The organism is Nostoc piscinale CENA21 (assembly GCF_001298445.1).
Taxonomy (GTDB): Bacteria; Cyanobacteriota; Cyanobacteriia; order Cyanobacteriales; family Nostocaceae; genus Nostoc_B; species Nostoc_B piscinale_A.
The window spans coordinates 5,634,302-5,647,311 of sequence record NZ_CP012036.1 but is presented as its reverse complement, the minus strand read 5'-3'; the positions used below and the strand labels follow the sequence as shown (position 1 = coordinate 5,647,311).

Annotated in this window: 13 protein-coding genes; 6 read left to right on the top strand and 7 right to left on the bottom strand. The window is 38.7% G+C overall.

All coding sequences use genetic code 11. The annotated features are described in order from the left end of the window. Positions 1 to 94: 94 nt before the first annotated feature. Positions 95 to 889 (bottom strand): molybdate ABC transporter substrate-binding protein, encoded by a 795-nt coding sequence (gene modA / locus ACX27_RS24080; protein ID WP_062296137.1) that lies wholly within the window; start codon positions 887 to 889, stop codon positions 95 to 97. Between the two features lie 100 nt (positions 890 to 989). Between modA and ACX27_RS24075 the strand changes: the two genes are divergently transcribed. The 3 genes from ACX27_RS24075 (at position 990) to ACX27_RS24065 (ending at position 3,578) form a co-directional block, all read left to right on the top strand. Beyond that, positions 990 to 1,439, top strand: coding sequence for a TOBE domain-containing protein (locus ACX27_RS24075; protein WP_062296135.1), 450 nt, complete (start codon positions 990 to 992; stop codon positions 1,437 to 1,439). Positions 1,440 to 1,651: 212 nt separating this feature from the next. Then, positions 1,652 to 3,004, top strand: coding sequence for a GTP-binding protein (locus ACX27_RS24070; protein WP_062296133.1), 1,353 nt, complete (start codon positions 1,652 to 1,654; stop codon positions 3,002 to 3,004). Between the two features lie 295 nt (positions 3,005 to 3,299). Then, positions 3,300 to 3,578, top strand: coding sequence for a Calvin cycle protein CP12 (locus ACX27_RS24065; RefSeq protein ID WP_062296131.1), 279 nt, complete (start codon positions 3,300 to 3,302; stop codon positions 3,576 to 3,578). Here the strand turns inward: ACX27_RS24065 and ACX27_RS24060 are convergent. Further along, entirely contained in the window at positions 3,575 to 4,393 is an 819-nt protein-coding gene (locus ACX27_RS24060) for a TlyA family RNA methyltransferase (RefSeq protein WP_062296129.1), read from the bottom strand. The two genes, ACX27_RS24065 and ACX27_RS24060, sit on opposite strands and share 4 nt — an antisense overlap. Before the next feature lie 132 nt (positions 4,394 to 4,525). Here ACX27_RS24060 and ACX27_RS33040 point away from each other — a divergent pair, with 132 nt between their 5' ends. From ACX27_RS33040 to ACX27_RS33030, 3 genes are read left to right on the top strand one after another with little or no spacing between them, the layout of a single operon-like run. Next, the gene (locus ACX27_RS33040; protein ID WP_200929858.1) at positions 4,526 to 5,179 is read left to right on the top strand and encodes a class II glutamine amidotransferase domain-containing protein; all 654 of its coding nucleotides are present in this window, start codon (positions 4,526 to 4,528) and stop codon (positions 5,177 to 5,179) included. Then, positions 5,100 to 5,657 carry an asparagine synthase-related protein gene (locus ACX27_RS33035; RefSeq protein ID WP_200929856.1) on the top strand — a complete coding sequence of 186 codons (558 nt, stop codon included), beginning with the start codon at positions 5,100 to 5,102 and terminating at the stop codon, positions 5,655 to 5,657. Before ACX27_RS33040 ends, ACX27_RS33035 begins: the two co-directional genes overlap by 80 nt. Beyond that, positions 5,617 to 6,441: an asparagine synthase-related protein gene (locus tag ACX27_RS33030; protein WP_200929855.1), complete on the top strand. Its 825-nt coding sequence runs from the start codon at positions 5,617 to 5,619 to the stop codon at positions 6,439 to 6,441. Before ACX27_RS33035 ends, ACX27_RS33030 begins: the two co-directional genes overlap by 41 nt. A 139-nt stretch (positions 6,442 to 6,580) precedes the next feature. On the opposite strand, the gene ACX27_RS24050 is transcribed toward ACX27_RS33030, so the two are convergent. From ACX27_RS24050 to ACX27_RS24035, 5 genes are all read right to left on the bottom strand, one after another. Continuing rightward, positions 6,581 to 7,054 (bottom strand): hypothetical protein, encoded by a 474-nt coding sequence (locus ACX27_RS24050; protein ID WP_062296127.1) that lies wholly within the window; start codon positions 7,052 to 7,054, stop codon positions 6,581 to 6,583. A gap of 302 nt (positions 7,055 to 7,356) precedes the next feature. Further along, positions 7,357 to 8,613 (bottom strand): sensor histidine kinase, encoded by a 1,257-nt coding sequence (locus ACX27_RS24045; protein WP_062296125.1) that lies wholly within the window; start codon positions 8,611 to 8,613, stop codon positions 7,357 to 7,359. 240 nt (positions 8,614 to 8,853) lie between these two features. After that, a complete protein-coding gene (locus ACX27_RS24040; RefSeq protein ID WP_250635704.1) occupies positions 8,854 to 10,848 on the bottom strand; it encodes an ATP-binding protein in 1,995 nt (664 codons plus the stop codon). An 83-nt stretch (positions 10,849 to 10,931) separates the two neighbouring features. After that, positions 10,932 to 11,270, bottom strand: coding sequence for an MASE1 domain-containing protein (locus tag ACX27_RS34690; RefSeq protein WP_083468820.1), 339 nt, complete (start codon positions 11,268 to 11,270; stop codon positions 10,932 to 10,934). A 287-nt stretch (positions 11,271 to 11,557) separates the two neighbouring features. Beyond that, positions 11,558 to 12,913: a (Fe-S)-binding protein gene (locus tag ACX27_RS24035; protein ID WP_062296118.1), complete on the bottom strand. Its 1,356-nt coding sequence runs from the start codon at positions 12,911 to 12,913 to the stop codon at positions 11,558 to 11,560. Positions 12,914 to 13,010: the final 97 nt, after the last annotated feature.

Sequence of the window (13,010 nt, the reverse complement as noted above, 5' to 3'; positions counted from 1 at the left end):
TTTTATTATGACCAGGACTTACCCACAAAGGTTGTCTGTGAAGAATGGGTGTAAGGGTTTTGAACACCTACACCCCTTCACCCTACTCTCTTTTTCAAGGCAGGATGAAGCCGTATTTTTTGAGTACCGCCTTAGCTTGACTGCTGGATAAAAATTGGCTAAATTCCTTGGCTGCACTGGCATTCTTAGTGCGTTTAACCACCGCCATTGGATAAACTATTGCGGAGTGGTATTTCTCATCAGCCGCCACCACTACTTTTACCTTGTCAGAAATTTTGGCATCGGTAGCATATACTAACCCTGCATCAGCATTGCCACTTTCTACAGCCGCTAAAACTTGACGCACGTTGTTGGCATAAACCAGTTTAGAAGTTATCTGCGACCAAATATTTAACTTCTGTAAAACTTGCTGTGCATATTGACCAGCCGGAACGCTTCTGGGTTCACCAATGGCGATGCGCTTGATTTTAGATTCTTTCAGATTGTAAAGGCTGGTAATGCCCGTAAAATTTTTGGGTACAACTAGTACAAGGCGGTTTTTTGCCAAAATCGAGCGTGTACCGGGAAGCAATAACCCTTTTTGTTCTAAAGCATCTACTTGCCTTTTTCCTGCGGAAATAAAAATATCTGCTGGTGCGCCTTGCTCAATTTGTTGTTGCAATGCGCCAGAAGCCCCAAAGTTATAATTTATATTGACATTGGGTTTACTTTGTTGATAAATCGGTTTAATTTCTTCCAGTGCATCTTTTAAACTAGCAGCAGCAGAAACAAGTAAAGTAACATTCGACTGTGCCGTAACAACAGAAGGTACAATGAATGTTGAACAAACAGCAAGTAACAAACTAGCTAGTGCTGTGCCAAGAAAGGAAACAATTTGTCTTCTTTTCATAGAAAAATGGTATAGCAACAGATTCTTCTGCAATTTAATGGCGCTTGGTAGGATCATACCGAGCGTCATTCCAGTCTTTACCAACTGAATTGGTAACATTATGCCAAGAAAAGAACAAGGATGGATCACATTTCAAACATCGGAAGAGGAACGGAAAATTCTCGAAGAGTTTTGCCAGGACTCTCAACGCACCAAAACCGAGATTCTGCGGGAACTTGTGCGTGGTTTAAATAAACACCAAGCATCACATACCTCAGTACCAACTCCACAACCAACTACACTGGTAAGTCAGGAAAATTTGGAAATGCCTACTGTAGAAATTGGTAGTTCTAAAAAGGCTTTAAAAGTTAGCTCCCGTAATATTCTCAAGGGAGTGGTGAAAAAGGTGGTCATTGGAGCGGTTAATTGTGAGGTGACACTAGAAATTGTTCACAAAGTAGAGCTAACCTCAATGATTACTAGAACATCTGCTGAAGAGTTGGGTATAGTTGCGGGAGAGGAAGCCTATGCGGTGATTAAATCTAACGATATTGTGATTGCTAGAGAATAAAAATGATGAGATTCATTTGATATGTGAACAAGGGGAGGGAGACAAGGAGGACTAGAGAGACAAGGGAGATGTTTATTAAACGTTGAGGATTTGTAAAATATATAGTACAACCCCAAAATATCTTTCCTAATCCCGACTCCTTTTCTGTACAGGAATTTGGATGATAAATTTGGTTCTTTGTCCTGTTTTCATCCTTAAATCAAGCAAATTCTGTGCGTAATAACCTGGAAGAAACTCATTTAAACCGCGCCCGTGCTAGTCTCCGACAAGCGTTATCTTGGTATGGATATCTTCGCAAGTCAGGGCAGTTATTATCTAACCCAGAATTGGCAGGTTTGGTCAAGCCAGAATTAGACGCTTTAAATGCCACACTCAGTAAACTAGACGCGAATTTAATTAAAATTGCTGTGTTTGGTTTGGTAAGTCGGGGAAAATCCGCAGTCTTGAATGCTTTACTAGGAGAGAAGATTCTGCAAACTGGGCCTTTAAACGGGGTGACTCAATGGCCGCGTTCTGTGAGATGGCAACCACCAGGCGGTAAAATTATTGTTGAGTTAATTGATACGCCAGGGTTAGATGAAATTGCGGGGGAAGCACGGGCGCAAATGGCGCGGGAAGTAGCGCGTCAGGCAGATTTAATTTTATTTGTTGTCTCTGGTGATATTACACGGACGGAATATCAAGCGTTACTAGATTTACGTCAGGCGCAAAAACCGTTGATTTTGGTCTTTAACAAAATTGACCTTTACCCGGATACAGACAGAGCCGCTATTTATCGCAATTTACAACAACTGGGCGCAGGAAATCCCCAAGCACAGCCTTTGTTACCTGATGAAATTGTGATGGTGGCGGCGGAACCTGCGCCAATGGAAGTGCGGGTAGAATGGCCAGATGGGCGTGTGAGTTATGAATGGGAAACTCTACCACCACAAATTACCGAACTCCAGCAAACATTACTCAAAATTCTCAATCGTGAAGGTAGGTCACTTCTGGCGTTAAATGCACTCGTTCAAGCCAGGGAAGCGGAAGCGACTATTGCTCAAAAAACGCTAGATTTACGCGAACAAGAAGCAGAAGAAATTATCTGGCAATTTACTAAATATAAAGCGTTAGCTGTAGCTTTAAATCCGATCGCAGTTTTAGATATTCTCGGTGGAGCTGTTGCTGATTTAGCTTTGATTCGGGCTTTGGCAAGGTTGTATGGTTTACCGATGACTAGTTATGAGGCGGGGAAAATTCTCAAAACCATTTTAATGAGTTCTGGCGGTTTATTGTTAGGAGAATTAGGCAGTAGTTTTATATTAGGATTAGGTAAAAGTACTGCGGCGATCGCTAGTGGTGATAATCCAGTCAATATTACTAGTTTTGCTGGTAGTGCGATCGCTCAAGCTGGAATTGCTGGTTATGGTGCTTACGCTGTTGGTAAAGCAGCCCAAGTTTATCTCGAAAAAGGCTGCACTTGGGGACAATTAGGCGCAAGTACTGTGATTCAAGAAATTCTTTCGCAAGTTGACCAAAATACAATTCTGTATCGCTTGCAACAAGAATTAGGTTTAAAGTATTGAGAATTTCTAAGAATTATTGATCTAATTGTTGCTGTTCATCAGCCTTTATCAACTTGTATCAAATTCTGCTGATAATTACCCTAGATTGCTAATTTACAATGCACCATAAAAGGGTGAAGAGACTCATTACCTTTTTGCATCAAAAATGACAAGAGGGAAAACCCAATCAATTTAGTTTATTAAAAGAGGGTGTTCACCACAGCAATCTTTTTTGAGCTTATCTAAACTGAAAGTATTGGCTCCTGTATTTCTCAGCAGCGCACGCTCTATCTCAGTAAACAAAGGTAGATTTATCATGACAGCAACCTACGACAGATTCGAGACTGTACAGCAATCTCAGCAAAATGGCTCTAAAACCATCGAGCAAGCAATTTTAGAAGCGATCGCCGAAGCTCGTACAACTTGTGAAACCAACGGCGATGGCTCTCCTAACTGTGCTGTAGCTTGGGATATCGTTGAAGAATTACAAGCTGAAAAAGCCCATCAGCAACAAGCAAAACACCGTAAAACTTCTCTAGAAAGCTTCTGTGACACCCACCCAGACGCTTTAGAATGTCTCATGTACGATGTTTAATTCTCTCGTAAATCAGTTATTGCTGATTTCGTCAATTGCTTAATTAGCTCTAAATTTGGCGGTGGTGTTTCACTTTCCATGCCTAACCATAAAAGATATTCCACATTCCCAGCCGGGCCTGTAATGGGCGACCAAGTTAAGCCTTTGTATTTCCAGCCTAATTGATCTGCGGCTTGTAATACCTGAAAAATCGCATCAGCTTGGTCGTCAGAATCGCGTACTACACCTTTTTTGCCAACACGGGATTTTCCCACCTCAAATTGTGGCTTGACTAATAAAACCGCTTCACGGGGAGCTTGAGTTAATTGCCACAGTGCAGGCAAAATTTTGGTTAAGGAAATAAACGATACATCTACCACCGCCAAATCTGGAATGCGATCGCCTCCAGCGTACAATTGTTGGGGCTGTAATTGGCGTAGATTTGTCCGTTCTCGCAAAATCACCCGCGAATCATTTCGCAAGCGCCAATCAACTTGGCCATAACCAACATCAATACCATAAACTAAACAGGCTCCAGCTTGTAGCAGACAGTCAGTAAAGCCGCCTGTAGAAATTCCCCCATCTAGACAAACTCTTCCCGCGATAGGAATTGCAAATAATTCCAAGGCTTTTGCTAGTTTATCGCCGCCACGAGACACAAAGCGCGATCGCTCCTTCACTTTGATTTGCGCCGCTATATCTACTTCTGTCCCTGGTTTATCAATTATCTGCTGATTAACAGTCACTTCCCCCGCTTGAATGAGTCTTTGTGCTAAAGCACGAGAAGCACATAAATTTAACTCTACTAATAATGTATCCAGCCTTTGTTTAGCCAACGCACTCTACTTTTAAGGATTAGTATTTCACAAAACACTATATCACTCTCCACAAGAAGGATGTTATTTATTTACTGGTAGATATTGTGATGAATATCCAGATAGAAATAGCAGAAAATTATGTGTGGCATAGTGGCATTGTTTTCAGCCAAAACGCCCATTTCGGAATCATCTTTGCAATTGGGGATGGATTGCTTAAAACATCGAGGGCCAGACGGGCAGAAATTTTGGATTTCGCCCAATAAACGAGTTGCTTTAGGACATAGAAGACTGAGTATTATCGACCTCATCGGTGGCGAACAGCCAATGAGTAATCAAGATGGTAGTCTGCATTTAATTGCTAATAACGAATTTTACGATTTTGAACGGATACAACGTGATTTAAAACATCGCGGTTATCAGCTAAAAACGAATTGTGATAGTGAAATTGCATTGCATTTATATGATGAATATGGTACACAATGCCTGCATCATTTACGTGGTGAATTTGCCTTTGTGATCTGGGATGAACGCAACGAAGTATTATTTGCAGCCCGCGATCGCTTTGGTATTAAGCCATTGTATTACGCTATTCATAACGATACTCTCTATGTAGCTTCAGAAGTCAAAGCTTTGTTTGCAGCTGGTGTACCTGCTCGTTGGGATTATGAAAGTTTTTGGCAAGATACATGGGGTGTTTTATCTTCTGGTCGGACTTTATATGCTAATGTCCATCAAGTACCACCCGGACATTTTTTTATTAGCATCAAATACAGGTATTCGTCTACATCGTTATTGGGACTTTGATTATCCCCAAAGTGATAATTCTTTATCTCATAATCCAGAGGATTACATTCAACAATTGCGCCAAACATTAGATGAATCAATTCAATTGCGTCTCAGGGCTGATGTCCCAGTTGGCTGTTATCTAAGCGGTGGTCTTGATTCATCTACAGTGTTAGGAATGGCTGCTGTTCATAGTTCTGAACCTCTCAAGGCTTTTACAATTGCCTTTGAACATGCAGCTTACGATGAAGCTGCGATCGCACAGGAAACAGCAGCACATTGTCAGGCTGATATCCAAGTGATTCCCGTTAATCAAAAAGATATCGCTGACCATTTTGCCGATGCAATTTGGCATTGTGAAATGTTAAGTATGAATGCCAATACTACGGCAAAATATTTGTTAAGTCTTGCTGCTAGAGATGCAGGCTATAAAGTTGTACTGACAGGAGAAGGTTCAGATGAGATTTTTTGGTGGATATGTGCATTTCCGCCAAGATAAATTACTTTACAACCAGGAAGATGAAGACCCAGAAACTATCAAACTTTTATTAGCAGAATTAAAACAAAAAAATCAAGTCTCAGTAGGTTTGTTATTTGCCGAAGAGGAATCTATTCCAGATTTAAATACTATTGAAAAATTGTTAGATTTCATTCCGGCTTGGATGCAAGCTGCGGCACAAAGGCATCTGGATTCTCTGCGGTTCTATTCACAAGAACTGATTGACCAATTTCATAGACGAGATGTGTATCGCCAATTTTTCAACCATATAGATGTTAAAGGACAACTTAAAGGTAGAGAACCAGTAAATCAATCTCTTTATTTGTGGTCAAAAACAAATTTAGCCAATTACCTTTTGCGGATGTTGGGTGATGGTGTGGAAATGGCACATTCAATTGAAGGAAGATTACCATTTTTAGATCATAAAGTAGTTGAATTAGTCCGAAATATGCCTATTTCTTTAAAAATCAATGGACTAACAGAGAAATATGTTTTGCGAGAAGCAGCCAAACCATTCATTACAGATACAGTCTATAAGCGCCAAAAGCATCCATTTATTGCGCCACCTTCTACCTTTAATCTCAAAGAACCATTACAACAACTCATTCAAGACACTCTGCGGAGTTCAGCAATGTCTCATCTACCCTTTTATAATCAATGTGCGATCGTGCAGTTGCTAGATAAACTACCTGCAATGAATGACACTCAACGGGCAACTACAGATTTTCTCTTGTTAAGGGTACTTAGTGCTTACTTTCTCCAAGAAAAATTTGCCTTGACATAAACTAGAGGCGTACAGCTAGTTAACTGTACGCCTCCACAATTTCATACTAGTACAGGTTGGCGGAAATAAAACACCCATGATAAATCGCTGAAAAGTTCACCATCAAGGCTTCTTCATTTCATACTTCAGCCTTTTTGTACTAATCTAAACCATCATTACCTACAGCCGCCCTGACAATTGCTGCAAATTCATCTAGTGTGATATTGCTTCTGAGTCTTTCGACTATGGCTCCTCGAATCGAACCTTCTGGTGTTGTATAAGGTAATGCAAATAATCCTCCTGTGTGGAGTGTAACGCTTGGTGTGGAAATATGAGTGATTGGATCTATATATGACACACCTGTAACTGTGAAACTACCGTTGATTCCTCTAAAAAATGTCCCTATAGGTGGATTTATTTGAGCAGCAGCAGTAGATAAATAGGCACCAGGGGTAACAAATACTACTGCACCAGCAAAGGAACCGGGGTCGCCAGAGGAAAAATCGCTGATGGGACTTTCTATTGCGGTTTGTGCTGATGCTGGGTTAGATATGCAGGTTAAGCAGCTAATTAATCCCGCAAAAAATAGACCTGCTTGCCAAAAAATTCCAGCAGAGCGAGAATTTAAAATCATGTTATGAAACTCCTGATTTTGGATAAATTAAGTCTTGTTTGCTGGATGTTGTCTATACAAATCAATCATTTCGAGTTTTTCTTTTATGCTTGATTTTCAAGGATTGGTATAGCTAATAAGATATAATTTTTTTGGGATTTCAGCTAAGGATTTACAAGCAAAAATATAAATTTAAAAGACATAAAATACTGAAAAAAAAGACATAAAACAGAGTATTTGTCTTGGGCGATAAAATATTTTGATTGTGCTAAATTAGTTTAATCTATAGCCTATGTATCTTGGTAAACAACATCTCATAATTTTTATTGCACAGGCAAGATGATGATAAATTCTGTACCTTGATTTGGAGTAGAATTAACTTCAATTGCTCCACCATGTTTTTCGACTATAATTTGGTGAGCGATCGCTAGTCCTAAACCTGTACCTTTACCAACAGCTTTTGTGGTAAATAAACTATCAAATATATGTTGTTTCACTTCGTCTGTCATCCCAATACCATTATCAAAAATCCGAATATTGATAGATTCCGGACTAGATTTTTCTGTACAGATTTTAATTGCTAAAGAATTATCGACTTGCTTTTTTTCTTGCCAAACATCTTCTAAAGCATCAATAGCATTAGCTAAAATATTCATAAATACTTGATTGAGTTGCCCTGGATAACACTCAATCTTTGGTACAGTTTCATACTGTCTGATAATTTGAATTTCCGGCCGCGCCCCAACACTTTTCAGACGATGGTGCAGAATTAATAATGTACTCTCAATTCCTTGATGGACATCAAACTTAACCTTTGTTGCTGTATCAGCGCGAGCAAAATTTCTTAGCGATACGGAAATATCTTGAATTCTTGCCGTGCTAATCTGCATAGAATTGAGGAGTTTTGGCAAATCTTCTAAGAGAAATTCTAAATCTGTATTTGCGATCACATTTTGAATTACTGCTGGTAATTGCTCATAATTTAGCTGACATAATTGCAGAATTTTCGCCAGTTCAGCAACATATTCTTGAGCGGGAGGTAAATTACTAACAATGCAGCTAATAGGATTATTCATTTCATGGGCTACACCTGCTACCAACTGGCCAAGCATAGATAGTTTTTCTTGCTGTACCAGTTGTACTTGTGCTTGTTTAAGTGCTGCGGTTCTCTCTATCACACGTTGTTCCAGATGATCTGTCAATTGCTTGAGTTGCAAGTGCATTCGCACTCTCGCAATTACTTCTGCTTGTTCAAAAGGTTTAGGAATATAATCAACTGCACCTAAAGAAAATCCTTTTACCTTATTTTCCGTATCCGCCAAGGCTGTCATAAATATAATTGGGATATTTTGCGTTAACGGATCAGCTTTGAGTTTTTGACAAGTTTCAAATCCATCAATTCCTGGCATCTGCACATCTAATAAAATCAATGCAGGTGGTTTATGCTGCACTAATTCAATCGCACTTTCTCCATCTTCGGCTACTCTAACCGCAAAACCTGAACTTTTTAGGGCTTGTGATAATACTGACAAATTAGTTGGATTATCATCAACAATTAAAATAAATTCTGAGTTTGGCATTGTTTAAAATATGTTTTTGGGCAGGCATTAATGCTAGATACTAATCCTATTTGAGATAATAAAAAACCGACTGAAAGAGATGTTTGTAAACTATTTAGGATTGCTATAGTATAAAACATCAATTATGAAATAGCTGAATTAATTACTGAAAAACTGAACAAATGAGAGAAGTAAAAAGCAATATTCTTCATGTATATTATATTTGTCTTAAAAATTAAATCAGCTTACTATTGCAAATATTTAGTTATTTTTTTGATTTATCCATTGCGTTAATAACTCTTTGAGTTTCTTCATTTGAAAATTTTCCGCTAATTGAGTTACTTGTTGGGCGAAATTCCCATAAATAAGGTCATTTGTTTTTAAATTATTGGTTGCTTGCAAAACAGCATCGACATTACCTTCTTTGGCTAACTCTAACAAGTAAGTCAAGAAATCAATAGCAGGTAAAGTCAGATCATTAACATCAGATTGATCATGAATTAGGTTTTTAGCGTTAATTGGCGAACTTGGTGCATAAATCCAAGTTAAATTCAGATGTACCCGCAAAAGTTCTAGTAAAACTTCAGCGACAATCGGCTTCGATAAGAAGGCATTTGCACCAACATCTAAACTCTGATTTTGATCATTGTCAAATACACTGGCCGAAGAAGCAATGATGGCAATATTTTGTAATTGAGGCGATTGTTTAATCTGTCGGATAAATTCAAAGCCATCCATCACAGGCATCATTAAATCAGTGATAATCAAATCTGGTAAAGCTGTCACAGCTTGATCAATTCCCTCTTGTCCATTACTCGCTTCGATTAATACAAATCCAATGGGTTCGAGTAAATTGAGAATTACCGAGCGATTTTGCCACTTATCATCTACTAGTAAAATGGTGCGTTTTTCGCCTTGGTAGCCTGTAATAGTGCCTTGTTGCATCACTCTCGAACTTGTAGCCCATTGTTTGGCTTCGGGTATTTCCACTTCAAACCAGAAAGTACTACCTTGCCCTAATTGACTATCAACTTGTAAACCACTACCCATCAAAGTAACAATTTTTTGACTAATTGCTAATCCTAATCCAGTACCTTCAGCCTGTTTTTTAATTTCTCCTACTTGTTCAAAGGGTAGGAAGATTTTTTGCAATTGTGTTGCAGTCATTCCTACACCTGTGTCTTCAACTTGAAAGCGAATTTTGTAGTTAGTTATTTCTTGTTGTTCTACTTTATTAATGACATTTACTTTTAATGTTACTCCACCTTTATCTGTAAATTTGATGGCATTGCCTAAAAGATTAATTAATACTTGCCGCAGTCTTTTTTCATCAGCTTGAATACCAATGGGAATTTGAGGATCTGACTGATAATTAAAAGCAATGACTTTTTGATCAGCTTTAATGCGGCAGATTTCTACAACTCCTTCTAGAAATGATGGGAAATGAAAATCAATGGGATGTAACTCCATTTTGCGGGCTTCAATTTTCGATAAATCCAGGACATCATTAATTAAAGTTAAGAGGTGAAAGCCGCATTGATGAATAATTTCAATACCTTTGTATCCTTTTTCGGTTAAGGTTTCAGTGCGTTGTAAGATTTGAGTGTAACCGAGGATGCCATTTAAGGGTGTGCGTAATTCATGACTCATATTGGCGAGAAATTCGCTTTTAGCCTGATTGGCAATTTCCGCAGCATTTTTAGCTTCTTGGAGTTCCGCCGTGCGTTCGGCTACACGCTTTTCTAGTTCATCATTGGCTTGGCGGAGAATTGTAGCTGATTTTTGGTTTTCATGAGTTACCGCAGAGATGATAAAAGTAGTGGTAGCAATCACACAAATGAATGATTGCAGTAGAATCAGTGATTCATTGGGTGATTGTTGTTTAGCAAAGGAACCAAAGCCGTTAACAGTACCAAAAACTGCGATCGCACAGACAATGAGTACAGCTACAGTCGAGATCCGCGCGTCAAACCGATATGCTATCCAAATCAGTGGCGGGATAATCATATATTCAATGGGATATCCCCCAGAAAACGCAACTCGAACCACCGCTATCATTAACAGTAAGACAAATACTAATTCGATAATTTGTTGGCGATGAAATTTTCTGGGTGATGACGACTGTTGCAACCATGCCAACAGTAAAGGTGTGACAATTAAAATACCTGCGCTGTCTGATGTTAGCCAAGTACGAAAAACATTACCAAATACTGGCCAAGGTGCAATTCCGCTAACACAAAGCGTTAGTGCAGCCAGAACAGAACTAATGATGGGGCTGGGTATAGTTAAAATGATAAACTTAAAAACATCTTGCGATCGCTCTAAAAAAATAGCGTCGCTTAATAAATCGCTGAATTAAAAAAAGTCGCAATAAAAGGCGTAATTAAATTAACGGCAGGAATAATACTACTAATTAGTAAATTACTTTTAAAATAAATAATATAACTAACAATAAAATCACTGACAAATAAGATAGGCCAAACCCGATAACCTATCAGCAACATTGCTGCAACAAACACACCCAAGGAAGGCCAAAAAGCCGATGCACCACCAACAAAGGTCATGGATAAACCTACGTATCCCAACCCAATGTGAATCAGAGGAATAATCAGGGCTGCTAAGATAAATGGGCGGTCAAGCTTGACAAGGAATTGCGGCTTTATCGTATTTGACTGCATTTTCAGTCTCCGTGCGAATTGCAGAAGGACTGTCACCTTCAACAAATTTTATCTAGCTTATAATTCCCAAATAAATAGGTTGTTATAAATAACGCCTTAGTTTTATTTTATCCCTGCCGATTCCGGATTCTCAATAAGACTTACTAAATGATAAAGACTGACACAACTAAATTTGTACAGTAACCGAAATTCCATCTGCGTTTATCTGCGGTTAATTTTAGCAAAACTCTACTGCATCATTTTAGTCGTGTCAGTCCACTACTTAACATTGATTTGATGAAACAATATTACAACTTTAATTTCACACCTTGAATGGCATAATCTAACAATTCCATTGGGTGCATCACCGCAATATTTTTACCTTGCAATTCTAAATGCTTGGTAATTTGTAAAGTACAACCAGGATTAGGAGAAGCAATTAAATTAGCACCAGTATTTAATAAATTTTGTACCTTTTGCTTACCTAACTCTTCTGCAATTTCTGGTTGCAATAGGTTATAAACCCCAGCACTACCACAACACAAAGCTGCATCTAAAGGTTCTCGTAAAGTCACGCCAGGAATTTGACGTAATAATTGACGCGGTTGCAAACTAATTTTTTGTCCATGTAATAAATGACAAGCATCTTGATAAACCAAAGTTAAAGGTTTATCTGTGAGTGGTGATAGTTTAGCTGTCAAGCCAACAGTAGCTAAAAATTCTTGTGCGTCTTTGACTTTAGCTGCAAAATCCTCAGCCTTTTCACGATACTCTGGATCATCAGCTAAAATGTGACCGTATTCTTTTAAAGTATGTCCACAACCGGCTGCGTTGATAATGACGAAATCGACATCAGTATCAGCAAAACTATCAATCATTTGTCTGGCTAAAGCTTTGGCTTGTTCGGTTTGTCCTTGGTGTTCAGGAAGTGCAGCACAACAACCTTGAGATTTGGGAATTACGACTTCACAACCGTTAGCTGTTAATACTCGCACAGTCGCTTCATTTACAGGTGAGAAAAACAACCGTTGCACACATCCCAAAATCATGCCGACTCGATAGCGTTTTGTGCCTTTGGCGGGAATAATATCTGGTAAATTATCTTGAAAAGATTTGGCAGTAATTTGTGGCAAAATCGATTCCATTGCTGCCAAGCGTGGCGAGATTTTCTGGAGAATACCAGTTGCTTGTAATAATTTAGAAATTCCCAACTTTTGATAAACAAATAATGGCACAAGTAAAATGCGTAAAATGTCTGGGTTGGGAAATAATGCAAATATCAATTGACGGATAAGTTTATCTGGTAAACTGCGGGAATAATTACGTTCAACTTGGTGGCGGGTGGCGGAAATTAATTTGTCATATTGTACGCCAGAAGGACAAGTTGACACACAAGCAAGACACCCTAAACAACTATCAAAATGTTCGACTGTGGCTGTATTTAAGGCAATATCACCTTCATTAATTGCATCCATGAGATAGATACGTCCTCTAGGCGAGTCCATCTCTTTGCCAATGACGCGATAACTAGGACAGGTTGACAGGCAAAATCCACAATGTACACAAGTATCGATTAATTTTGGGTCAGGTGGATGATTACTATCAAAGCCTGGTAAATTTTTAATACTAGCTGTATTGTTAACAGAGTTTTCTGAAACTTGCATATTTCCTCTCTGAGTTGAAAGTGCTGAGTGCCGAGTAAATATACTCTCTTTCGCGTTTGGCTATGAAATAAGTTGTATATGTACTTTTTTGGTGGTA